This is a genomic window from Pseudomonas sp. GZD-222, from assembly GCF_049310525.1.
GTDB lineage: Bacteria > Pseudomonadota > Gammaproteobacteria > Pseudomonadales > Pseudomonadaceae > Aquipseudomonas.
The window spans coordinates 1-23,726 of sequence record NZ_JBMOWO010000024.1; the positions used below are offsets into that span (position 1 = coordinate 1).

19 protein-coding genes and 1 pseudogene are annotated in these 23,726 nt (G+C 60.7%); 13 read left to right on the forward strand and 7 right to left on the reverse strand.

The window, feature by feature from the left end; all coding sequences use genetic code 11:
• Window positions 1–83: 83 nt before the first annotated feature.
• From ACO6VD_RS04560 to gap, 4 genes are all read right to left on the reverse strand, one after another.
• Window positions 84–2,678, reverse strand: coding sequence for a TonB-dependent receptor (locus ACO6VD_RS04560; protein WP_422417318.1), 2,595 nt, complete (start codon window positions 2,676–2,678; stop codon window positions 84–86).
• A gap of 119 nt (window positions 2,679–2,797) precedes the next feature.
• Window positions 2,798–3,760, reverse strand: a complete 963-nt coding sequence (locus tag ACO6VD_RS04565; protein ID WP_422417320.1) for a FecR family protein — start codon at window positions 3,758–3,760, stop codon at window positions 2,798–2,800.
• A gap of 68 nt (window positions 3,761–3,828) precedes the next feature.
• The gene (locus ACO6VD_RS04570) at window positions 3,829–4,347 is read right to left on the reverse strand and encodes an RNA polymerase sigma factor (RefSeq protein ID WP_422417322.1); all 519 of its coding nucleotides are present in this window, start codon (window positions 4,345–4,347) and stop codon (window positions 3,829–3,831) included.
• A 163-nt stretch (window positions 4,348–4,510) separates the two neighbouring features.
• The gene (gene gap / locus ACO6VD_RS04575) at window positions 4,511–5,512 is read right to left on the reverse strand and encodes a type I glyceraldehyde-3-phosphate dehydrogenase (RefSeq protein ID WP_422417324.1); all 1,002 of its coding nucleotides are present in this window, start codon (window positions 5,510–5,512) and stop codon (window positions 4,511–4,513) included.
• Window positions 5,513–5,780: 268 nt separating this feature from the next.
• Here gap and edd point away from each other — a divergent pair, with 268 nt between their 5' ends.
• The 10 genes from edd (at window position 5,781) to ACO6VD_RS04625 (ending at window position 17,484) form a co-directional block, all read left to right on the forward strand.
• Window positions 5,781–7,607: a phosphogluconate dehydratase gene (gene edd, locus ACO6VD_RS04580; RefSeq protein WP_422417326.1), complete on the forward strand. Its 1,827-nt coding sequence runs from the start codon at window positions 5,781–5,783 to the stop codon at window positions 7,605–7,607.
• Window positions 7,604–8,605, forward strand: coding sequence for a glucokinase (locus ACO6VD_RS04585; protein WP_422417328.1), 1,002 nt, complete (start codon window positions 7,604–7,606; stop codon window positions 8,603–8,605). The genes edd and ACO6VD_RS04585 overlap by 4 nt, the downstream gene beginning before the upstream one ends.
• Window positions 8,571–9,290, forward strand: a complete 720-nt coding sequence (locus tag ACO6VD_RS04590) for a response regulator (protein WP_422417330.1) — start codon at window positions 8,571–8,573, stop codon at window positions 9,288–9,290. The genes ACO6VD_RS04585 and ACO6VD_RS04590 overlap by 35 nt, the downstream gene beginning before the upstream one ends.
• Before the next feature lie 43 nt (window positions 9,291–9,333).
• Window positions 9,334–10,728 (forward strand): ATP-binding protein, encoded by a 1,395-nt coding sequence (locus ACO6VD_RS04595; protein ID WP_422417381.1) that lies wholly within the window; start codon window positions 9,334–9,336, stop codon window positions 10,726–10,728.
• 144 nt (window positions 10,729–10,872) lie between these two features.
• On the forward strand, window positions 10,873–12,135 hold the full coding sequence (locus ACO6VD_RS04600; RefSeq protein WP_422417332.1) for an ABC transporter substrate-binding protein: 1,263 nt from the start codon (window positions 10,873–10,875) through the stop codon (window positions 12,133–12,135).
• A gap of 102 nt (window positions 12,136–12,237) precedes the next feature.
• On the forward strand, window positions 12,238–13,146 hold the full coding sequence (locus ACO6VD_RS04605; RefSeq protein ID WP_400173726.1) for a carbohydrate ABC transporter permease: 909 nt from the start codon (window positions 12,238–12,240) through the stop codon (window positions 13,144–13,146).
• Window positions 13,139–13,984, forward strand: a complete 846-nt coding sequence (locus tag ACO6VD_RS04610) for a carbohydrate ABC transporter permease (RefSeq protein ID WP_400173727.1) — start codon at window positions 13,139–13,141, stop codon at window positions 13,982–13,984. The genes ACO6VD_RS04605 and ACO6VD_RS04610 overlap by 8 nt, the downstream gene beginning before the upstream one ends.
• Before the next feature lie 6 nt (window positions 13,985–13,990).
• Window positions 13,991–15,148 (forward strand): ABC transporter ATP-binding protein, encoded by a 1,158-nt coding sequence (locus tag ACO6VD_RS04615; RefSeq protein WP_422417334.1) that lies wholly within the window; start codon window positions 13,991–13,993, stop codon window positions 15,146–15,148.
• Window positions 15,149–15,202: 54 nt separating this feature from the next.
• Complete coding sequence (locus ACO6VD_RS04620) at window positions 15,203–16,549, forward strand: carbohydrate porin (protein ID WP_422417336.1); 1,347 nt, start codon at window positions 15,203–15,205, stop codon at window positions 16,547–16,549.
• Window positions 16,550–16,629: 80 nt separating this feature from the next.
• Window positions 16,630–17,484: a D-hexose-6-phosphate mutarotase gene (locus tag ACO6VD_RS04625; protein ID WP_422417338.1), complete on the forward strand. Its 855-nt coding sequence runs from the start codon at window positions 16,630–16,632 to the stop codon at window positions 17,482–17,484.
• Here the strand turns inward: ACO6VD_RS04625 and hexR are convergent.
• Window positions 17,477–18,337, reverse strand: coding sequence for a DNA-binding transcriptional regulator HexR (hexR, locus tag ACO6VD_RS04630; protein ID WP_422417383.1), 861 nt, complete (start codon window positions 18,335–18,337; stop codon window positions 17,477–17,479). The two genes, ACO6VD_RS04625 and hexR, sit on opposite strands and share 8 nt — an antisense overlap.
• Before the next feature lie 214 nt (window positions 18,338–18,551).
• Here hexR and zwf point away from each other — a divergent pair, with 214 nt between their 5' ends.
• The 3 genes from zwf to ACO6VD_RS04645 are packed head-to-tail and all read left to right on the forward strand — an operon-like array spanning window position 18,552 to window position 21,413.
• Window positions 18,552–20,021, forward strand: coding sequence for a glucose-6-phosphate dehydrogenase (gene zwf, locus ACO6VD_RS04635; RefSeq protein ID WP_422417340.1), 1,470 nt, complete (start codon window positions 18,552–18,554; stop codon window positions 20,019–20,021).
• Window positions 20,008–20,721 carry a 6-phosphogluconolactonase gene (pgl, locus tag ACO6VD_RS04640; protein WP_422417341.1) on the forward strand — a complete coding sequence of 238 codons (714 nt, stop codon included), beginning with the start codon at window positions 20,008–20,010 and terminating at the stop codon, window positions 20,719–20,721. The genes zwf and pgl overlap by 14 nt, the downstream gene beginning before the upstream one ends.
• A 17-nt stretch (window positions 20,722–20,738) precedes the next feature.
• Entirely contained in the window at window positions 20,739–21,413 is a 675-nt protein-coding gene (locus ACO6VD_RS04645) for a bifunctional 4-hydroxy-2-oxoglutarate aldolase/2-dehydro-3-deoxy-phosphogluconate aldolase (protein WP_422417344.1), read from the forward strand.
• A 77-nt stretch (window positions 21,414–21,490) separates the two neighbouring features.
• Here ACO6VD_RS04645 and ACO6VD_RS04650 read toward each other — a convergent pair whose 3' ends face one another.
• Together ACO6VD_RS04650 and ACO6VD_RS04655 are read right to left on the reverse strand one after the other, a co-directional pair.
• Window positions 21,491–22,357, reverse strand: a complete 867-nt coding sequence (locus tag ACO6VD_RS04650; protein ID WP_400173889.1) for a methyl-accepting chemotaxis protein — start codon at window positions 22,355–22,357, stop codon at window positions 21,491–21,493.
• Window positions 22,358–23,476, reverse strand: a pseudogene (locus tag ACO6VD_RS04655) (nitrate- and nitrite sensing domain-containing protein); the annotation flags it as partial.
• Between the last annotated feature and the right edge of the window lie 250 nt (window positions 23,477–23,726).

Genomic DNA, 23,726 nt, shown 5'->3' on the forward strand with positions numbered 1-23,726 from the left:
AAAAGAGGAAGCACGAAGGGAAAAAATCCTCACTTCCTCGTGGAACAATCCCCTCCAGAGTGGGCGCTTGTCCCGCGATGGCTTCAGATATCCCAGATCAGGTTGATGGCGAAGTTGCGGCCAGGCATGGTCAGGCGATCGAGGTTGGCGGGTGCAGTCACAGCGGCTTCGCCGAGACCGTCGTAGCCACGTACGTCATCCCATTGCCAGTATTTCTTGTCGGTCAGGTTGTACAGGCCGGCATTGACCGTGATGTCGTCGGTGACCTTGTAGAACCCCGTCAGGTCGAGTACCCCGTAGCCCGGCGTGCGGAATTGCTTGCTGGTGCCGTCGGGAGCGAAGAAGGTGGTGTCGTCGACCCGGTCCTTGCGCTTGACCAGGGTCCAGCTCAGCAGGCCGCCGTAGTGCTCCTGCTCATAGCCCAGGCCCATCACGGCAGTCAGCGGGTTGACGCTGTTGAGCGGCTGGCCGGTGTCCTCGTTACGGCCGTAGGCATAGGCCAGCGAGCCCTGGGTGTACAGGCCATGTGGCGCGCCGAAGGCATCCAGGTTCAGGCGGCCCTTGAACTCGGCACCCTTGATGGTAGCGTGTTTGATGTTGTTGGCCTCGAAGGTCTGGCCCAGGTTGCTGCCCTGTACGGCGTCTTCGTTGATGAAATCGCGGTACTTGTTGTAGAACACTGCCACGTCAAAGGTACCGGCATCGAAGTTGCCACGCAGGCCGGTTTCGTAGCTTTTGCTGGTTTCCGGCTCCAGGTTGGAGTTGCCACGCACACTGTAGCCCAGGCCCGGGTTTTCGAAGCGACCATAGAGCGCTTTTGCCGTTGGCGTACGGAAGCCTTCGGCGTATTGCCCGTACCAGGTGTAGTTTTCGTTGAAGGCATAGGTCAGACCGAACTTGGGCGATACCCGGTGCCACTTTTTCTGGTCATCGTCAATCGGGTCGGTGCTTGATGCTTCGACCCCGCGCAGGTACTCATCGGTCATGTGCGGCTTGAGCTGGGTGTAGTCGTAGCGAACACCCGGCAGGAAGGTCCACTGGTTCCAGCGGATCTCGTCCTGGGCGAACAGGCTGTAGGTGTTGACGGTCGGGTCCGGGAAGTCGCTGACGCGTACCTGGCCATCACGCGGGCTGTCTGCGCCGATGGCTCGACAGGTGCCGCCGACGTTCAAGCAAGTGCCGGTGCCGCTGCGCGAACCGGTGACTTTTTGCTGCTTGAGGGTAGTGCCGTAGGTCAGCAGGTGTTCGGTCTCACCGATGCTGAAGGCTTTGTCCAGTTGGGCATCGAGGACCCACTGGCGATCTTTGTAGGTTGTCTGGCGATCACGCAAGACCTCACGTCCACTGGCAACGTAGAGTTCATCGGTACGCTGATCAGTCTTGCCGATCTGATAGTTCAGGCTCCACTTCATGTTGTCGGCAAGCAGGCTGCCCAAAGCAAACTCATGGTTGATGCCGAACCGCTCGCGGGTCACGGTGTCATTGCCAGTACGGTCGCGGTAGGAGTTCATGGCACCGAAACCAGGAATGAAAGGCCCACCTACAGCGCTCTTCTGATTCAGGTCGCGGTCGTCCTTGTAGTGCTCGTAGGTGAAGGCCAGGCGTGCGTCGTCGGCATAGTTCCAGCCGGCCTTGGCCAGAATGTTGGTGGTGCGCACGTCTTCAGGGTTTGCCTCGGTACGTTCAAGGCCAGTGCCGCCGTGGCTGCCATAGGACTCGGTTTCATGGCCGTTGCGTTGACTCAGGTGCAGCAAACCGTCGAAGTCGCCCTGGCGGCCGGCAACGGTGGCCGAGTTCAGCCAGCTTTCATCCGCCGAGCTGTAACCGGTCTTCAGGCGTGCGCCGACGTCCTCACCGGGCTTGATGATGTCGTCGGGATCCAGAGTGAAGTAGCTGACTGCGCCGCCGATGGCGTTGCTGCCATACAGGACCGACGCTGGGCCTCTGAGGATTTCCACGCGTTTGACGATTTCCGGGTCGACGTAATTGCGCTGGGTCTGGGCGTAGGGCCCGAAGAAGAAGCTGTCAGGGATCGACACACCGTCGATCTGGGTCAGTACGCGCTCACCGTCGATACCACGAATGTTGTAGCCGTTCAGCCCGCTGCGCTGCCCGGTGCCACTCACCGAAACGCCCGGCTCATAGCGCACCAGTTCCTTGATGTTGTTGACGTTCTGGCGGTCGAGTTGTTCGCGGGTCTGCACCGAGACCGTGCTCGGCACCTGACTGATGTCCTGGGCGCTACGGGTAGCGCTGACGGTGATCTGCTGCAGGGCGATGGCGGTTGAGTTGCTACGCTCCAGCACGACGTTACCGGCACTGAGGGTGCGGTACTTCAAGCCGGTGCCGGCGAGCAGGCGCTGCAGTGCAGCTTCCGGTTTCAGCGAGCCGTGCACACCCGGCGAGGCGACGCCTTCTGCCAGTTCAGCCGACAGCCCGACCTGCCAGCCGGTCACGGCGGTAAAGGCATTGAGCGCCGATACCAGCGGCTGCTGGCCGATTGCAAAGCGGTAGTCACCCATGCGTGGGGCGCTGGCCTGGGCCGGTTCGGCGGCCAGCGCCGGCAGGCTGCAGGCGCCACTGGCGAGCATGGCCAGGGTCAACAGGGAGAGCGTGCAACGCTGCAGGCCAGGTGTACGTGAAGTGTCTGAAGACCGACGAGTGAAACCGGTTGGCATCGAAAGCGCTCCCTGTCGCGCGAATGTTATAGGTGCTGACTAATTCAAAAATAAGAATCAGTTGCATTGGCTATAACGAGACGTATCGCCTCAGGGGATCGCGTAAAAAAACTTTCCGGTCAGTTAAGAATCACCACCGCAGGGAACTCGTGCAGCTGTGCCGAGGTGATGTGAGCCAGGGAACGCAGGGTTTCCAGCGGTTGGTCGAGGCGATAGTTGCCGGTGACCGCGACCTGCTCCAGGCGTTCGTTGCGGGAGATGATCAGGCCTGGATAGTAGCGGCGCAGTTCGGCCAAGACCTGGTTCAGCGGGCAGTTCTCGAACACCAGTCGGCCCTGGACCCAGGCCAGGTCCTTCTGGGCATCGACGCGTTCGCGCTGGCCGAAGCCGTGGGGGCCGACGCGAATGCTGTCGCCGCTGGACAGGCGAATGCGCTGGTCACTGCTGGCCTGCAGGTCGACATCGCCGCGTTGGACGCGGACCTGGGCTTCGCCATCGAGGTAGCGTACGGCGAAATCGCTGTCGCGGACACTGGCGCGCAGTGGGCCTGCCTGCAGTTCCAGTGGCTGGTTAAGGCCTGCAGGAACCTCGAAGTACGCTTCGCCCTGGTACAGGCGGGCGACACGCTGACGGGCGTCGATGTCGCTGGAGAACGCTGAGTTGGTGTTGAGCAGGACCTTGGAGCCGTCCTCCAGTTGCAGACGCTGGCGCTCCCCGACCACAGTCAGATGATCAGCCTGCAGGCGTACCGGCAGGTTGCCGACGGTGAATACACCGATCAGCAGTACCGCGGCAGCGGCCAGGGGTTTCCAGTGCGGGCGCAGACGCGCCAGGCGCGAAGGGCGATAGGCTTGGGCAACCTGACTGGCGACCTGGCGCAAGGTGTCGCCTTGCCAGAGAGCTTCAGCTTCGACATAGGCCTGGGCATTGGCCGGATCGGCTTCCAGCCAGGCTTCAAACGCCTGGGTATCTTCGGCAGTGGCGCATTGCAGGCGAATCAGCCAGTCCAGCGCCTGGTCCATGGCACTGTCGCAGGCAGCCTGGTCTGGCGGCGAAGGGCGATGAGGGGCGCTATCGGTCACGGTAGATCCTGGGTGGTCTTGTAATTCTGCTAATGATCAAGCGTAACGGCGTGAGTGGCAAGCCAGGGTCAATCGCGGTTCAGACGATCGGCAACCCCGACACAGATGGCCATGATCAGCTTCAGTTCCTTCTGAACCGTGCTGGCCGAGACATTGAGCTGCTCGGCAATTTCCAGGTAGCTGGCACCGTGCAGGCGGCTGAGGATGAAAATCCGCTGCTGTCTCGAAGTCAATTGACCGAGGCTGACGCTCAGGCGCTTGAGCAGTTGCTCGGCATGCGCGGCGTCTTCGGCGCTGCTGCTGGGCGCCGCGACGTTGTGCAGGACCTGCTCGGGCACATCATCAACAAGGTTGCGCGAGTGCACCCGACGCGCGCGCAAATGATCGAGTGCCAGGTTGCGAGCGGTCTGGAATACAAAAGGCTCCAGGTGTTCGATCGGGCGTTCGCCCAGCGCCCGGGTGACACGCAGGTAGGTCTCCTGCAGCAGGTCTTCGGCGGTGCTGGGGTTGTCGACCATGCGCTGCAGGGTTCGCAGCAGGCTGACCCGCTGGGCGAGGAATACAGTGTTGAACTGGGACTGACTCACAGCGATACCCGAGCAATGCGAAGCGAATGATAATGCTTATCATCAACGCATTGGTCAAGTATTGCATGCTCGGTAGGAGCGGGCTTGCCCCGCGATCAAGGGGTGCCAGATATTTTTTATCGCGGGGCAAGCCCGCTCCCACAGGGTGAGTGGGAATGTTCATTCACACCGCGTTGCACAACGCCAGACAGTTATCCAGCATGCGGTTGGAAAACCCCCACTCGTTGTCATACCAGGCCAGCACCTTGAGCATGCGGCCGTTGGTACGGGTATGGTTGGCATCGAAGATCGACGACAACGGGTTGTGGTTGAAGTCGCAGGACACCAGCGGCAGGCTGTTGTAACCGAGTACCTTGGAGTGACGGCTGGCCTCCTTGAACAGCTCGTTGACCTCTTCGACGCTGGTGTCGCGCTGGAGGTTGATGGTCAGGTCGACCAGCGACACGTTGATCACCGGTACCCGCACCGCCATGCCGGTGAGTTTGCCGGCCAGTTCTGGCAAAACCAGGCCTACGGCTTCGGCTGCACCAGTCTTGCTCGGGATCATCGACTGGGTCGCCGAGCGGGCGCGGAACGGGTCATTGTGGTGGATATCGATGAGGCTCTGGTCGTTGGTGTAGGCGTGGATAGTCGTCATCAAGCCCTGCTCGATGCCCAGCTCACGGTGCAGCACCTGGGCGATTGGCGCCAGGCAGTTGGTGGTGCAGGAGGCGCTGGAGATGATCTGGTGCGAGGGTCGCAGGATGTCGTGGTTGACCCCGTAAACAATGGTCGCGTCGGCGCCCTTGGCCGGTGCCGAGATGATGACTTTGCGCGCCCCGGCAGTAAGATGGGCAGTTGCCTTGGCGCGGTCGGTGAAGTGGCCGGTGCATTCGAACACCACGTCGATGGCTTCGGCTTTCCACGGCAGCTCGGCCGGGTTGCGGATGGCACTGACAGCAATGCGGTCACCATTGACGGTCAGGCTTTCGTGATCGGACTCGACATCGGCAGCAAAGATGCCATGAACGCTGTCGTACTTGAGCAGATGCGCATTGATCGCGCTGTCGCCCAGGTCGTTGATCGCGACGACCTGCAGGTCCTGACGGTAGCCTTGGGTATAGAGTGCGCGAAGGACGTTGCGGCCAATGCGGCCAAAGCCATTGATTGCGATACGAAGGGTCATAGAGCTACCTCTGGAAGACCGGGTGAAGCCCGTGGCACAGGAGGAACTGCTTCACTGAATCTGATTTTGTTGTTGGAATTACAAGATTATTCGTAAAAAAATAGAAAACAAGCCTTTTTACTGGCAGTATTTTATTCAATCTACAACGATCGATCGGCCAAGCCGTTCCACCCGCAACCGTTGCCCCTGCCTTTGAGCCTAGGTGGCGATTGTTGATAAGGGAAACTGCCGCAGAGGTCGCAACCACCGATAGCCTGGAGTCCAGTACATGCATCCGCGCATTCTTGAGGTCACCCAACGGCTGATCGACCGCAGCCGTGCCACCCGTGAACGCTACTTGCAGTTGATTCGCGGGGCTGCCAGTGACGGGCCGATGCGGGCCAAGCTGCAATGCGCCAACTTCGCCCACGGCGTGGCCGGCTGTGGCACCCAGGACAAGAACAGCCTGCGCATGATGAACGCGGCCAACGTCGCCATCGTGTCTGCCTACAACGATATGCTCTCGGCTCACCAGCCCTACGAGCACTACCCCGAACAGATCAAGCAGGCCTTGCGCGACATCGGCTCCGTGGGCCAGTTCGCTGGCGGCGTGCCGGCCATGTGCGATGGCGTCACCCAGGGTGAGCCGGGCATGGAGCTGGGCATTGCCAGCCGCGAAGTGATCGCCATGTCCACGGCCATTGCCCTGTCGCATAACATGTTCGATGCGGTGCTGATGCTGGGGATCTGTGACAAGATCGTTCCGGGGTTGTTAATGGGCGCGCTGCGCTTTGGTCACCTGCCGACCGTCTTCGTCCCTGGCGGGCCGATGCCTTCAGGTATTTCCAACAAGCAAAAAGCCGATGTGCGCCAGCGTTATGCCGAGGGCAAGGCCAGCCGCGAAGAGCTGCTTGAATCGGAAATGAAGTCGTATCACAGCCCAGGGACCTGCACCTTTTACGGTACTGCCAACACCAACCAGCTGTTGATGGAAGTGATGGGCTTGCACTTGCCAGGTGCGTCATTCGTCAATCCCTACACGCCGCTGCGCGATGCACTCACCGTCGAGGCTGCACAGCAGGTTACGCGCATGACCAAGGCCAGCGGCGACTTCATGCCACTGGGTGAGATCGTCGACGAAAAATCCCTGGTCAACTCCATCGTTGCCCTGCACGCCACCGGCGGTTCGACCAACCACACCCTGCACATGCCGGCCATTGCCCAGGCGGCGGGTATCCAGCTGACCTGGCAAGACATGGCCGAGCTGTCCGAGGTGGTGCCGACCCTGTCTCACGTCTACCCGAACGGCAAAGCCGACATCAACCATTTCCAGGCCGCTGGTGGCATGGCTTTCCTGATTCGCGAGCTGCTCGATGCCGGGTTGCTGCATGAAGATGTCAACACCGTGGCCGGTCACGGTCTGCGTCGCTATACCCAGGAGCCGTTCCTACAGGAGGGCAAACTGGTCTGGCGCGAAGGGCCGCAAGCAAGCCTCGACGAAACGATCCTGCGCCCGGTAGCAAGGCCATTCTCTCCGGAAGGTGGCCTGCGGGTGATGGAGGGCAACCTCGGACGTGGAGTCATGAAAGTCTCCGCCGTTGCGCCTGAGCATCAGGTGGTCGAGGCCCCGGCGCGGGTGTTCCATGATCAGCAGGCGCTGGCCGATGCCTTCCAGGCCGGTGAGCTGGAGTGTGATTTTGTTGCCGTGATGCGCTTCCAGGGCCCGCGCTGCAATGGCATGCCGGAGTTGCACAAAATGACCCCGTTCCTTGGTGTGCTGCAGGACCGCGGCTTCAAGGTGGCATTGGTGACTGACGGGCGTATGTCCGGTGCCTCGGGGAAAATCCCGGCGGCCATTCATGTCTGTCCGGAAGCCTTTGATGGCGGCCCGCTGGCGCGCGTGTGCGATGGTGACATCGTGCGGGTCGACGGCGTTGCCGGCACCCTGAGCGTGAAAGTCGACGCTGCCGAACTGGCGGACCGGCAAATTCCGCCTGCACCCACCGGCAACGATCTGGGCTGCGGCCGCGAGCTGTTCGGCTTCCTGCGCATGGCCCTGAGCCCGGCAGAGCAGGGCGCCAGTGCCTTCACTTCGGCTTTGGAAACGCTCAAATGAAGCGCGCCCTAGTCGGTGACATCGGCGGCACCAATGCCCGCTTTGCCCTCTGGGAAAACAACCGGATGCACTCGGTACAGGTGTTCGCCACGGCTGACTACACCAGCCCTGAGCAGGCCGTCGGTGCCTATCTGTTGGCTCAGGGGTTGACCAAGGGTGATCTCGGTGCGGTCTGCCTGGCTGTCGCCGGGCCGGTCAGCGGTGACGAATTTCGCTTCACCAACAATCACTGGCGCCTCAGTCGCCAGGCGTTCTGCAAGACCCTGCAGATCGAGCAACTGTTACTGATCAATGACTTTACCGCCATGGCGCTGGGGATGACCCGGCTGCAGCCTGACGAGCGTCGCATGGTCTGCGCCGGCGCGGCTGAGGCAGGGCGTCCGGCAGTGGTGATCGGCCCTGGAACCGGATTGGGGGTAGGCACCCTGCTCGGCCTGGATGACGGCCGCTGGCTGGCATTGCCAGGCGAGGGCGGGCATGTCGACCTGCCGGTCGGCAATGCCCGCGAGGCGCAAATCCGCGAGCAGATCGCCAGCGACACCGGGCATGTCAGTGCCGAGACCGTGCTCAGTGGCGGTGGGCTGTTGCGTCTGTACCAGGCGATTTGCGTGCTCGACGGGCACAGCGCAACCTTGCAGAGCCCGGCGGCGATCACCGATGCAGCCCTGGCGGGCGATCCTCTGGCGTTGGCGGTGATCGAGCAATTCTGCCGTTTTCTGGGGCGGGTGGCTGGTAACAATGTGCTTACCCTTGGCGGGCGAGGTGGCGTATACATTGTCGGCGGCATCATTCCGCGTTTCGCCGAGCTGTTTTTGCGCAGCGGTTTTGCCCAGAGCTTTGCCGAGAAAGGCTGTATGAGTGGCTACTTCAAGAATGTCCCGGTGTGGCTGGTGACCGCCGAATTCTCCGGTTTGTTCGGGGCCGGTGTCGCCTTGCAACAAGTGGGAGCCCACAAGGAATTACATGGTGAGCAAGTCGATACTGCTGGTCGACGATGACCAGGAAATCCGCGAGCTGTTGCAAACCTACCTGAGCCGCGCCGGTTTCAGTGTGCAGGCGGTCGCCGATGGCCAAGGCTTTCGCCAGGCCCTGGAGGGCAGCGACTGCGACCTGGTGATCCTCGATGTGATGCTCCCCGATGAAGACGGCTTCAGCCTCTGCCGCTGGGTGCGCCAGCATCCGCGCCTGGCGCAGGTGCCGATCATCATGCTGACCGCCAGCTCCGATGAGGCCGACCGCGTCATCGGCCTGGAACTGGGTGCCGATGATTACCTGGGCAAACCCTTCAGCCCACGCGAGTTGCAGGCGCGGATCAAGGCCCTGCTGCGCCGCGCCGGCTTCGGCCAGGAACGCAATGGCGGTGATGTACTGGCCTTCGATGATTGGCGCCTGGATACGGTCAGCCACCGCTTGTTTCATCGTGACGGTGAAGAGGTGATCCTCTCCGGCGCCGACTTTGCCCTGCTCAAACTGTTTCTCGATCATCCCCAGCAGATTCTCGACCGCGACACCATCGGCAATGCCACCCGTGGACGTGAGCCCATGCCCCTGGACCGCATTGTCGACATGGGTGTGAGTCGTTTGCGTCAACGCTTGCGCGACACGCAAAAGCCGCCGCGGCTGATCCGTACCGTGCGTGGCAGTGGCTACCTGTTGGCGGCAAGCGTTGCGCCCGCGCACTGAGGGGCGCTGGCGCTTGCCGCTGCCGCGTTCGTTGTTGGGGCGCATGCTGCTGTTGACTCTGTTGGTGGTGTTACTGGCTCAAGGGCTGTCGAGCCTGATCTGGTTGTCGCAACTGCGCGCCAGCCAGATGGAGGGCTTGATCGCCAGCGCGCGCAGCCTGGCGCATTCGATGAGTGCCAGTGTCAGCTATTTTCGCTCGCTGCCGGTGGCCTACCGGCCGATGGTGCTGGACCAGTTACGCAACATGGGCGGCACACGCTTCGTGGTCTCGCTCAACGACAAACCCTTGGACATGCAGGCACTGCCACCTACACCGCGCAAGCAGGCCGTGATCGGCGCGGTGGACGAAGTGTTGCGCCAGCGTCTCGGCGCACAGATGGACATCTCCCTCGAGTTCGTCAGCCCACAGGACCTGCGGATCTTCAACAGCGGCCTGAAACTCGATGAACTGCCGCGTTCCTGGGCGCATTACGCGCTGACCCTGGAGCCGGTCAATCCACCGATACTGGTCACCCAGATCCGCCTGGGCGAAGGCGAATGGTTGTACATCGCCTCGTTGATGCCCGAGCCCTACACCAGCCTTGAAGACGAAGGTCTGCCGCGTCAGCAGGTGTGGTTCATTGCCCTGACCAGCTTCTTTCTGCTGCTGTTCATCGGCCTGCTGGTGCATTGGCAGAGCCGCCCGCTCAAGCGCCTGGCACGGGCTGCACGGGAGATGTCGCTGGGGGCTGATGTGAAGCCGGTGGTCGAAGGGGGTGGCAGCGAGGTGGTCGAAGTCGGCCGGGCGTTCAATGCCATGCGTGAGCGCATCAGTCGATACCTGACCGAACGCAGTCAGTTGTTCAGCGCCATTTCCCATGACCTGCGTACACCGATTACCCGTCTGCGCCTGCGCGTCGAATTGCTTGAAGATGAGCAGCAGCAGGCGAAGTTCAGCCGTGACCTGGACGAGCTGGAGATGCTCGTCAAGGGCGCGCTGCAGTGTGTGAAAGACACCGATATCCACGAGAACATCGAACCTGTCGACCTCAACCATGCCCTCGATTGTCTGGTCGAGCCGTATCTGGCCAGTGGTCGCGTGACGGTGCAGGGCAGGGCGCTTTCACCCTACGCGGGCAAGCCGCTGGCGCTGCGCCGGTGCATGGGCAACCTGATCGACAACGCCTTGAAGTACGGCGAGCGCGCCCACCTGCGCGTGCTCGACAGCGAATCAGGGTTCGTGTTGCAGGTCGATGATGAGGGCCCGGGTGTGCCCGAGCAACGCCTGGAGCAGGTCTTCGAACCGCATGTTCGCCTCGCCGGTCAGCAGCAGGGCTACGGTCTGGGCCTGGGGATTGCGCGCAATATCGCCCACAGCCACGGCGGTGAAGTGAGTTTGCGCAACCTGCAGGACGGTGGTTTGCGGGTGACCTTGAGCTTGCCGCGTAGCGGGGAGTGACGCGTTTTGCCAGCGAATGTCACCGTTTGGTGACATTCGCGCATCTGTTCGTTACTTCTGCCACTCAAGCGGCTGGTTAGACTCTGATGCAAGCGCAAGCACCACGACTTGCACCTGCATAACAACAAGAAAAGGTTCTGCTCGATGAATGCGATCAATCGCCTCGCCGCTGTTATTTCTCTCGCCTCCTTGTTGCCCCTGAGTGCCATTGCCGCCGATACAGGTACCGTTGAAGTCCTGCACTGGTGGACCTCCGGTGGCGAAGCCAAGGCCGTTGAAACCCTCAAGGCACAGGTGCAGAAAGACGGTTTTATCTGGAAAGACAACGCCGTTGCCGGGGGTGGCGGGGCGGCGGCCATGACCGTACTCAAGACCCGCGCGATTTCCGGCAACCCGCCAGCCGCCGCGCAGATCAAGGGGCCGGACATCCAGGAGTGGGGCACGCTGGGGCTGCTGACCGAACTCGATGAGGTCTCCAAGGCCAACAACTGGGATACCCTGCTGCCGAACAAAGTCGCCGAGATCATGAAGTACGACGGTCATTACGTGGCGGTGCCGGTGAACATCCACCGGGTCAACTGGCTGTGGATCAACCCGCAGGTATTCGACAAGGCCGGGGCCAAAGTACCGACCACCCTCGATGAGCTTTTCGCCGCTGCCGACAAGCTCAAGGCGGCGGGTTTCATTGCTCTGGCCCATGGCGGTCAACCGTGGCAGGACAGCACCGTATTCGAGGACCTGGCCCTGAGCATCCTGGGTCCCAAGGGGTATCACGCGGCCTTTGTCGAGCTGGATGAAAAGACCCTGACCGGCACGCAGATGATCGAGGTGTTCAAGACCCTGCAACGCCTGGGCACCTACATGGACCCCAACCGCGCCGGACGTGACTGGAACATCGCTGCCGCCGAGGTCATCAACGGCAAGGCCGGCATGCAGATCATGGGCGACTGGGCCAAGAGTGAATGGACCGCAGCTGGCAAGGTTGCAGGCAAGGATTACCAGTGCGTGGCCTTCCCTGGCACCCAGGGCAGCTTCGCCTACAACATCGACTCGCTGGCGATGTTCAAGCTCAAGAACGAGAACGACATCAAGGCCCAGAACGACCTGGCCAAGGTTGCCCTGGAGCCGCAGTTCCAGACGGTGTTCAACCAGAACAAAGGCTCGTTGCCGGTGCGCCAGGACATGGACATGAGCCAGTTCGACGCCTGCACGCAGAAGTCGGCGGTGGACTTCAAAGAAGCTGAAAAGGGTGATGGCCTGCAGCCAAGCATGGCCCACAACATGGCGACGACCCTGGCGGTACAGGGGGCGATTTTCGATGTGGTCACCAACTTCCTCAATGACCCGAAAGCGGATCCCGCAACGGCGGTCAAACAGCTGAATTCGGCGATCAAGTCGGCCAGGTAAAGGTTTGCCGGCCTCTTCGCGTGGCAAGCCCGCTCCCACAGTAGTCACACATCCCCTGTGGGAGCGGGCTTGCCCCGCGATACCCTAACGCGAGATCTACTCATGAGCACTGTTGCCACCCTCAACAAGGCCTCGCCCTTCGACGCCTTGCAACGCTGGCTGCCGAAGCTGGTACTGGCACCCAGCATGCTGATCGTCCTGGTGGGCTTTTACGGCTATATCCTCTGGACCTTCATTCTTTCCTTCACCAACTCCAGCTTCATGCCCAGCTACAAGTGGGTGGGCCTGGCGCAATACGCGCGGCTGATGGAGAACGACCGCTGGTGGGTAGCGAGCAAAAACCTACTGGTATTCGGTGGTCTGTTCATTGGCATCAGCCTGGTGATCGGCGTGCTGCTGGCGGTGTTGCTCGACCAGCGCATTCGCCGCGAAGGCTTTATCCGCACGGTCTACCTGTACCCCATGGCGCTGTCGATGATTGTCACCGGTACCGCCTGGAAATGGCTGCTCAATCCCGGTCTTGGCCTGGACAAGATGCTCCGTGACTGGGGCTGGGAAGGCTTTCGCCTGGACTGGCTGGTGGATCCGGACCGGGTCGTCTATTGCCTGGTGATCGCAGCGGTGTGGCAAGCCTCGGGCTTTGTCATGGCGCTGTTCCTGGCGGGGTTGCGCAGCGTCGATCAGTCGATCATTCGCGCCGCGCAAGTCGACGGCGCCAGCCTGCCGAGCATCTATCTGCGCATTGTGTTGCCGAGCCTGCGCCCGGTGTTCTTCAGTGCGTTGATGATTCTTGCCCACATCGCCATCAAGAGCTTCGACCTGGTCGCGGCGATGACCGCAGGCGGCCCGGGATACGCCTCTGACCTGCCGGCGATGTTCATGTACTCCTTTACCTTCAGCCGCGGGCAGATGGGCATGGGGTCGGCAAGTGCGATCCTGATGCTCGGCGCGATCCTGTCGATCCTGGTGCCTTACCTGTATTCGGAACTGAGGAACAAGCGCCATGACTAGAACACTGGCTGCGCGTCGGTTCAACTTCAGCCGGATGGCCATCTATGCCACCTTGCTGCTGGCCTGTGCGCTGTATCTGATTCCCTTGATCGTGATGCTGCTGACCAGCTTCAAATCGCCGGATGACATCCGCACCGGCAACCTGTTGAGCTGGCCCGAGGTGATTACCGGCATCGGCTGGATCAAAGCCTGGGACACGGTGGGCGGTTACTTCTGGAACTCGGTGAAGATCACCCTGCCAGCGGTGGTGATCTCGACGCTGCTCGGGGCGCTCAACGGTTATGTCCTGTCGATGTGGCGCTTTCGCGGCTCGCAACTGTTCTTCGGCCTGTTGCTGTTTGGCTGCTTCCTGCCGTTCCAGACCGTCTTGCTGCCGGCGTCTTTCACGCTCGGCAAGCTCGGTCTGGCCAGTACCACCACCGGCCTGGTGCTGGTGCACATCGTCTATGGCCTGGCGTTCACCACGCTGTTTTTCCGCAACTACTACTGCAGCGTACCGGATGCCCTGGTGCGTGCGGCGCGCCTGGACGGGGCGGGGTTCTTCACCATCTTCGGACGCATCCTGCTGCCGATGTCGGTGCCGATCATCATGGTCTGCCTGATCTGGCAGTTCACCCAGATCTGGAACGACTTTCTCTTCGGTGTGGTGTTCGCCAGTGGTGATGCGCAACCGATCACCGTGGCCCTGAACAACCTGGTCAACACCAGCACCGGGGTCAAGGAATACAACGTCGACATGGCGGCGGCGATGATCGCCGGGTTACCGACCCTGTTGGTCTATGTGCTGGCTGGCAAGTATTTCCTGCGCGGGCTTACGGCCGGCGCGGTCAAGGGGTGAAACAACATGGCAACGCTTGAACTGCGCAACGTCAACAAGACCTACGGCAGCGGTTTGCCGGATACCCTGAAGCACATCGACCTGGCGATCGATTCTGGCGAGTTCCTGATACTTGTCGGGCCTTCCGGCTGCGGTAAGTCGACGCTGATGAACTGCATTGCCGGTCTCGAACAGATCACCGGCGGCGCGATCCTGGTAGACGATGCCGACATCAGCGGCATGAGCCCCAAGGACCGTGACATCGCCATGGTCTTTCAGTCCTATGCGCTGTACCCGACCATGAACGTGCGCGACAACATCGCCTTCGGCCTGAAGATGCGCAAGATGCCCGCAGCGGCGATCGATGAAGAAGTGGCGCGGGTGGCCAAGCTGCTGCAGATCGAGCACCTGTTGACGCGCAAGCCCGGTCAGCTTTCCGGTGGCCAGCAGCAGCGTGTGGCCATGGGCCGGGCGTTGGCGCGGCGGCCGAAGATCTACCTGTTCGACGAGCCGCTGTCCAACCTCGACGCTAAGTTGCGGGTAGAAATGCGCACCGAGATCAAGCTGATGCACCAGCGCCTGAAGACCACCACGGTGTATGTCACCCACGACCAGATCGAAGCCATGACCCTGGGCGACAAGGTGGCAGTGATGAAGGATGGCCTGATCCAGCAGTTCGGCACACCGCAGCAGATCTACAACGACCCGGCCAATCTGTTTGTCGCCAGCTTCATTGGCTCGCCGCCGATGAACTTCATTCCACTGCGCTTGCAGCGCAAGGACGGACGTTTGCACGCCTTGCTCGACAGTGGCCAGGCCCGATGCGAACTACCCTTGGGGGTCAGTGATGCCGGGCTTGAAGACCGTGAAGTGATCCTCGGTATTCGTCCAGAGCAGATCTCCCTGGCGTCGGCCCAGGCCAATGGCCTGCCGAGCATTCGCGCCGAGGTGCAGATTACCGAGCCGACGGGACCGGACCTGCTGGTGTTCATCACCCTTAACCAGACCAAGGTCTGCTGCCGTCTGGCGCCGGATGTGCCGACCCGGGTCGGCGACACCCTCACCCTGCAATTCGATCCGGCGCGGGTGTTGCTGTTCGATGCTGCCAGCGGTGAACGCCTGGGGATCAACGTCACACCACCGCAAACCGGCACAGATAACGTGGCGCAATTTAAAGGCCGCTGAATGCGTTGCCCGTCGTACAAACCCATCAAGAACAATAAAACGAGGACACAAGGGATGGATCACTTCAAACGCATCAAGCCACTGGCGCCGCTGACCTTGCTGGCGGCGCTCGGGGTCAGCTGCGGGGCGCAGGCTGCCGATGCCTTTGCCCCGGAGTCGCAATGGATGACCGGCGACTGGGGCGGTAACCGTACCGAACTGCTGGAGAAGGGCGTCGACATCAAAATCGACTACGTGGGTGAAGTTGGCGCAAACCTCGATGGCGGCTTCAACGATGACAAGACTGCACGTTACAGCGACCAGTTCGGCCTGGGGGCCGCGCTGGATCTGCAAAAGCTGCTGGGCTGGGACAACACTCAGGCCAAGATTCAGCTGACCAACCGTAACGGCGAGAACATTTCCAATGACCGCATTGGCGACCCGCGTGCCGGCACCCTGAGCTCATCGCAGGAAGTCTACGGCCGGGGGCATATGGTGCGTCTGACCCAGCTGTGGATTCAGCATCAGTTCTTCGACAACAAGCTCGACATCAAGGCCGGTTACTTCGGCGAAGGCGAAGACTTCAACTCCTTCCCGTGCGATTTCCAGAACCTGGCGTTCTGTGGCTCCCAGGTGGGTAACTGGGCCACTAACATCTGGTACAACTGGCCGGTCAGCCAGGCGGCGATCCGCTTCAAGTACAACATCAACGATGAGCTCTATGCGCAAGTCGGGGCGTACAACCAGAACCCCTCTCAGCTGGAGCACGGCAACGGCTTCAAGCTCAGCGGCAGTGGTACCGCCGGTACGGTGTTGCCGGTCGAGCTGGTCTGGTCACCGAAAATCAACAGCCTGCCGGGCGAATACCGTGTGGGTTACTACAAGAGTACGGCCGACGCCGATGATGTGCGTGAGGATGACAGCGGCCAGGATGCGGCGACCACGGGTAACAGTTATCGCGTGCATGACAGCAAGCATGGCTACTGGTTTGTCGCGCAACAGCAACTCACCCGCCATAACGGCGATGCCAGCCGTGGCCTGAACATCGCGGCAAACGCCACCTTCCATGACAAGGACACCAACTTCATCGACAACTACCAGTCGTTGATGTTTGTCTACAAAGGCCCGTTCGATGCGCGTCCGAAGGATGACATCGGCATCGGTTTTGCCCGTATCCATGTCAACGACGACGTGAAGAAAAACGCCGAGTTGCTCAATGCCGCCAACGGTGTGGGCAATTACCAGGACCCGTTGTTCTCGCCGCTGCGCACCACCGAGTACAACTACGAGCTCAACTACGGTTTCCACGTGACCAACTGGCTGACTGTGCGTCCGAACCTGCAGTACATCACCCACCCGGGTGGGGTGGACGAAGTGGACAACGCGCTGGTCGCGGGTTTGAAGATTCAGTCGTCGTTCTGAGGCAATATGTTGTAAATTTACGAGCTTATCGCGGGCTTGGCCCGCGATGAGACCCTAACTAACAACAAGAGTCCCAGGTTATGCCCGAGCACCCGCTACAACGCTTCTTCACCTCGCAGAGGCCGCGACCGACCTTCGAGTGGGAGCGTTATCAGCAGCGCGATGTGCTGATCATCGATCACCCCCAGTGCCAGGCCGTATTCAGCCGGCAGGGTGCGCAGCTGTTGCACTTTCAGCCCACAGGCGACCGGCCCTGGCTGTGGTGCGCCGCGCAGTGGCCGCAGGTTGGCGCCATTCGTGGCGGTGTGCCGGTGTGTTGGCCCTGGTACGGTCGCCACCCCAGCGAAGACATGTGGCCAGCGCACGGCTGGGCGCGTTTGCTCGACTGGAAACTGATCGACAGCAGTGAAGATGAAGAGGGCGTGACCCTCAAATGGCGTCTGCAGCTGTGTGACTGGCAGGTCGACCTGTTGGCCAGGTTGGGCAAGCGCATGGAGTTGCAGCTCAGTACCGAACATCAGGACAGTCAACCTTGTCAGCTGAGTCATGCTCTGCTGGCTTACTGGCGTATTAGTGACGTTTCTGAGATAGCGCTATCCGGGCTAGAAAACATTGAGGGTTATGACCGTTTGAACCGTCAGGCCTGCCGTCAGAAAGGTGCCTTGAAGGTCCATGGTGGCTGTCAGCGGGTGTTCCCCAATGCGGCGACCGTGCAGCTGCACGATCCGGCCTGGCAACGACAATTGAGCATCGATACCGGTGATAGCGAGGACACCATCGTCTGGCATCCGGGCAGTCGCCCCTTGATGGGCGTCAGCAGTAGCGAAACCCTGGGCTTCGTCTGTGTCGAGGCGGCCAGTGGCAGCAGTGACAGCCTGAGCCTGGCGCCAGGGGAACAGGCACACCTGCGGTTGCAGGCGCATCTGCTCAGTTGAGTTCGTCGTCGACCGGATAGCGGCTGGCGTTGAGGCTTTCCTTGATCTTGCGCAGGTGTGGCTGGAAGTCCACACCGCGGCGCAAGGTCATGCCGGTGGCCAGGACGTCGAGCACTGTCAGCTGGATGATCCGCGAGGTCATCGGCATATAAATATCGGTGTCTTCTGGCAGCGGTATATTCAGGCTCAGGCTACTGGCTTTAGCCAGGGGCGAATCGGCGGCAGTCAGGCCGAGCACCGAGGCGCCATTTTCCCGGGCCAGGCGCGCGACTTCGACCAGTTCGCGGGTGCGGCCGGTGTAGGAGATGATGACGAACAGCTCGCCGGTGTGGGCCACCGAGGCCAGCATGCGCTGCATCAGTACATCAGCGTGGGCCGAAACGGCGAGGTTGAAGCGGAAAAACTTGTGCTGGGCGTCCAGCGCCACGGGCGCTGAGGCGCCGAGGCCGAAGAAATGGATCTGCCGGGCCTGGATCAGCATGTCGACAGCGCGGCTGATCAACTGTGGATCAAGCTGCTGGCAGGCACTGTCCAACGAGGCGATGGCACTGCCGAAGATTTTCTGGGTATAGGACGCCGGGTCATCATCGGCTTCCACTGCCCGGCTGACGTAAGCCGCGCCGCTGGCCAGGCTTTGCGCCAGTTGCAGCTTGAGCTCGGGATAGCCACTGACGCCGAACGAACGGCAGAAGCGGTTCACCGTCGGTTCGCTGACCTTGGCGGCCTGGGCGAGGGCGGCGATGCTGAAGCGGGTGGCTTGCTGGGGATTGTGCAAGATGACTTCGGCGACTTTGCGCTCAGCCTTGTTCAGCTCTTCGAGGCGGCCCTGGATCTGCTCCAGGAGGTTTCGCACGCGGTCCATGGGTATGTGTCCTTGGGTCGATGAGGCAGCCGGCTACCGGTGGTAGTGGGCTTTTGACGCGGTGGCCTATCGTACTGATGGCATGGGAGGCACACCACTTGAATCTGTGTATCGGATAAAATGTTGTGGTTTTTACTACATTATTCCTTGAAAACTCCGATTGAAACCGGTATTTCTACGTCAACTTGATAAAAGAACCAACATCATGGCATCGATCAGCGTTGAACCTTGCACCTTTGCCCTGTTTGGCGCCCTCGGCGACCTGGCGTTGCGCAAGCTGTTTCCGGCGCTCTACCAGCTCGACCGCGCCGACTTGCTGCACGCCGATACACGGGTGCTGGCACTGGCCCGCGAGCCGGGCAGTGTCGAGGCGCACCTGGCGTCGATCGAGGCGCACCTGCGCGAGTTCGTCCCGGAAGGGCAGATCGAAACCCTGGTGTTGCAGCGTTTTCTCGCGCGCCTGAGCTATCTGCACGTGGACTTCCTCAAGGCCGAGGACTACCAGGCACTGGCCAATCAGGTCCGTGACGACAGTCAGCTGATTGCTTACTTCGCTACGCCTGCGGCGGTCTATGGCAGCATTTGCGAGAACCTCGACCTCGTCGGTCTCAGTGCGCGTACCCGCGTGGTGCTGGAAAAACCTATCGGCCATGACCTGGACTCTTCGCGCCGGGTCAATGATGCGGTGGCGCAGTACTTTCCGGAAAACCGTGTCTATCGCATCGACCATTATCTGGGCAAGGAAACCGTCCAGAACCTCATTGCCCTGCGCTTTGCCAACAGCCTGTTCGAAACCCAGTGGAATCAGAATTCGATTTCCCATGTGGAAATCACCGTGGCCGAGAAGGTCGGGATCGAAGGGCGCTGGGGCTATTTCGACAAGGCCGGGCAACTGCGCGACATGATCCAGAACCACTTGTTGCAGCTGCTCTGTCTGATTGCCATGGACCCGCCCAGCGATCTTTCCGCCGACAGCATCCGCAATGAGAAGGTCAAAGTGCTCAAGGCGCTGGCGCCGATCACCGGCGAAGGCCTGAGTACTCACGTGGTGCGTGGCCAATACATCGCCGGCTACAGCGAAGGCAAGTCAGTGCCCGGTTACCTGGAAGAAGACAACGCCAACGCCCAGAGCGATACCGAAACCTTTGTCGCCCTGCGCGCCGACATCCGCAACTGGCGCTGGGCCGGTGTGCCGTTCTACCTGCGTACCGGCAAGCGCATGCCGCAGAAGCTGTCGCAGATCGTCATCCATTTCAAGGAAACCCCGCACTACATCTTCGCCCCGGAACAGCGTTTGCAGATCGGTAACAAACTGATCATCCGTCTGCAGCCGGACGAAGGTATCTCGTTGCGGGTGATGACTAAAGAGCAGGGGCTGGACAAGGGCATGCAACTGCGCAGCGGCCCGTTGCAGCTGAATTTTTCCGACACCTGGCGTAGCGCGCGGATTCCCGATGCCTATGAGCGCTTGTTGCTGGAAGTGATGCGCGGCAATCAGAACCTGTTTGTGCGCAAAGACGAAATCGAATACGCGTGGAAGTGGTGCGATCAGCTGATTGCCGGCTGGAAGAACAGCGGCGATGCGCCCAAGCCTTACGCTGCTGGCTCCTGGGGGCCGATGAGCTCGATTGCATTGATTACCCGTGATGGGAGGTCCTGGTATGGCGATATCTGAACTGCAACTGCCGGCTAACGTGACGGCACATGACTTCAACGGTGCCGCGCAGCTGGCTGCCGGCCTGGCCAAGGATGTAGCAGGGCGCCTGAATGCGGCGATAGCAGCCAAAGGCCAGGCGACCCTGGTGGTGTCCGGTGGGCGTAGCCCGGTGGCGTTTTTCCAGGCACTGATCCAGCAGCCGCTGGACTGGTCGAAGGTGCTGGTGACGCTGGCCGATGAACGCTGGGTGCCGGTCGAGCATGCCGACAGCAATGCCGGTCTGCTCAAGCGACACCTGTTGACGGGCAACGCCGCCAAGGCGCGTTTCCTCAACCTGTATCGTGCTGCCGCCAACCTTGAAGTGGCAGCGCTGGAAGCCGATCAAGCCTTGGCCGAGCTGCCGGGCATCGACGTGCTGGTGCTGGGCATGGGCGACGACGGCCATACCGCCTCGCTCTTCCCGGGCAGCCCGAACCTGACCGAAGGCCTTGATCCGCAGAGCGCGCGCCGCTGCTTGCCGATGCTGGCGCCGACGGTGCCACATCAACGATTGAGCATGACCCGTGCCTTGCTGGCGACTGCCGCTTTCACCGCCTTGTCTGTGCAAGGCCCGGGCAAACTCGCTACCCTGCGCGCCGCGCTGGCGAGCGATGACCTGAGCGACATGCCGATTCGCGCCTTCTTACAAGACCCTCTGGATATTTACTGGTGCCCATGAGCCAAGGATCCGCCGTTATGACCACGCATGAACTGAAACAGCCGGGAGTTTCGATGACCGACAAGATTGCCCGGATCGATCAGATCTGCACCCAGGCGCGCATTCTGCCGGTGATCACCATCGCCCGCGAAGAAGACATCCTGCCGTTGGCCGATGCCCTGGCTGCCGGTGGTATCAAAACGCTCGAAGTGACCCTGCGTTCGGCGCATGGCCTGAAGGCCATCCAGGTGCTGCGTGAGCAGCGGCCGGAACTATGCGTAGGCGCCGGTACCGTGCTGGATCGCAAAATGTTTGCGGCGGTGGAAGCCGCTGGTGCCCAGTTCGTGGTCACGCCGGGTATCACCCAGGATGTGCTCGAGGCCGGTGTCCAAAGCGCAATCCCGTTGCTCCCAGGTATCAGCACACCATCGGAAATCATGATGGGCTATACCCTTGGTTACCGGCGCTTCAAGCTGTTCCCAGCTGAGATCAGCGGTGGTGTGGCGGCGATCAGAGCCTTCTCTGGACCGTTCGGCGATGTGCGTTTCTGTCCGACCGGAGGGGTAAACCCGGGCAACGTGAAGAGCTACATGGCGCTACCCAACGTGATGTGTGTGGGCGGTACCTGGATGCTCGACAGTGGCTGGATCAAGAATCGCGAATGGTCGCGGATTACCGACTGCAGCGCCGAGGCACTGGCGCTGCTGGATTGAACTGATTCGTTGTGTGCTACACGGCTTATGGGGCGCTTGGTCGGCGCCCCTTTTTTTTGTCTGTCTGACCTGAAGTCCTAGGCAACCTTGAACTGGCTCACCAGATCCTGCTGGTGTTCAGCCAGTCGTGCGAGTTCCTGGCTAGTCACTGCGGTCTGTTGGGCTCCCGCACTCACCTGAATTACCAGATCGTTGATCTCGTTCACGTTGCGATTGATGTCTTCGGACACCGCGCTCTGTTCCTCGGCAGCCGAGGCAATCTGGATGTTGCGGTCGTTGATGCGGGCCACGCCGTCTGCAATCTCTGCAAGCAGCTCGCCGGCCCGTCCTATCTTGCTGGCACCTGACTGGGCTTTACCCAGGGTCTCCAGCATCGAGCTGCTGGCGCGGTCGGAGCCAATCTGCAGGTTGCTGATCATCTGCTGGATGCTCCCGGTCGATTCCTGCGTCCGTTGCGCCAGGGTCCGAACTTCCGAGGCGACCACGGCAAATCCGCGACCGTGATCACCGGCACGGGCCGCTTCGATGGCGGCGTTCAACGCCAGCAGGTTGGTCTGTTCGGCGATCCCGCGGATGACGTCCAGGACCGAAGAGATAGCGTCACTTTCATGCTTGAGGTCGTCGATGGTGGTTGCCGTCTGCTCGGCCTGGTCGGAGAGCTGGCGGATCAGTTCGATAGTGCTCTCGATTTCGACAAGGCCTTGTGTCGTGCTGACGTTGATCTGTTGCGACATACATGCCGCATCGCTGGTGCTATGGGCCACCTCGCGCACAGTGGCGCTCATCTCGTTGATGGCGGTGGCCACCAGCTCGGTGCTCTGGCGTTGCTGCTCGACACTGCGGCTGGTCTGCAGGGTGACCGCAGAGGACTCTTCGGCGGCAGTGGCCACCTGTGCAGTGGCGTTGCCAATTTCTTCGACGATGTCGGTGAACTGTTCGCTCATGCGGTTGAGGTTATCGGCGATCTGGCCGAACTCGTCCCTGCTCTGGTAGCTCGCCCTGGAGGTCAGGTCGCGTTCGGCGAGTTTGTTCAGCACCTGGTTGATATCGCGCACCGCCACATCGATGCTGCGGATGATCGCCCAGGACAACAGTGCAACCACCAGCAAGGCGACAGCGGCGCTGCCGATGGTCAGCCACAAGGCTTTGCTCGCGGTATCTCGGGCCTGTTCGGCCAGGGTGCCAACGGCCAGCGCCAGTGATTGCTCGACTTCACCCATCTGGTCGATGCGCTGTGTGGCTGTTTCGAACCAGCTTTCAGGCTTCAAGCCGAGTTTCTGGCCCAGGGGGATCTCAAATGCCAGGCGTTGCAAGCGGTCAACTTCTGCAGCTGCAGTTGATTGCATCTTCTCGTCGAATTGGCGCTGGGTAATCGCCGATGCCTTGCGACGAAATCCGTCGGCATATGCGTTGAACTCTCCGAGGTTGCGGCTGAAGCGCGATAGCAGGGTTTCATCGAAATGATCCTGATTGAAGACCAGGCCGAGTATTACCCGTTCGCGGCCGGCGCGCTCTTTCATTTCAATAAATTGATTGAGTGCACTCAGGGCGTGAACAACAGCGGTATTACTAACGCGGGTTTCCAGTGAGTGGGTATAGCCGATCAACTGCTGGATGATCTCGGTGTAATGGGTTCCAGACGCTGTGCTGTCGATGCTTAGTTTATCGACTTGGCTGCGGATATCGGGCAAGCGCTCAAGGGCGGCAAGTACTTTCTCGAGGTCGCGGTCGTGGGTGTTGCGCTGGCTGCGGACGGCTTCAACGGCCGCGCTGGATTCACTGCGCATGGTCGCCAGGCGATCGGCCATAGCGGTTCCCCGGCTGCCAAGGAATACTCCGCTGGCACCGCGTTCGCGTTGTAAGGTGGTAATTAGCTGGCTGAGGGACTCTGCGGTGCTGCTGGCCTGTACAGTGGCTTCCATGTCCTTGAGGGTTCGGTAGTTATCGGCGATGAACAGGCCGCCCAGGCTCAGGAATCCGAGCAGGGGAAATACCAGTATCAACAATAGTTTCAGACGAAGCGGAGCGTTCTTGAGCATGCTGACTTCAAACCTTATATGCATTCAGTAGTTGGCGCGTGGTCGTGTCCTATTGTTGTTTGATGGCGCGCAGCCACTATTGTACGTGAGTGAATATAAGTTGAACGATGTTTTAGTGGTTTATCTAGTTGTTGGCTGTTGCACTAACATGCGCTTGTTAGTTGTGGCATTGATCTGAATCAATTTTGCTTTGATATATAAGTGCTTTAAGTAAAGTGAATGCATAAAAAGCCCGTATCAATGGATACGGGCTTTTTTACTTTGCCTGAATCAG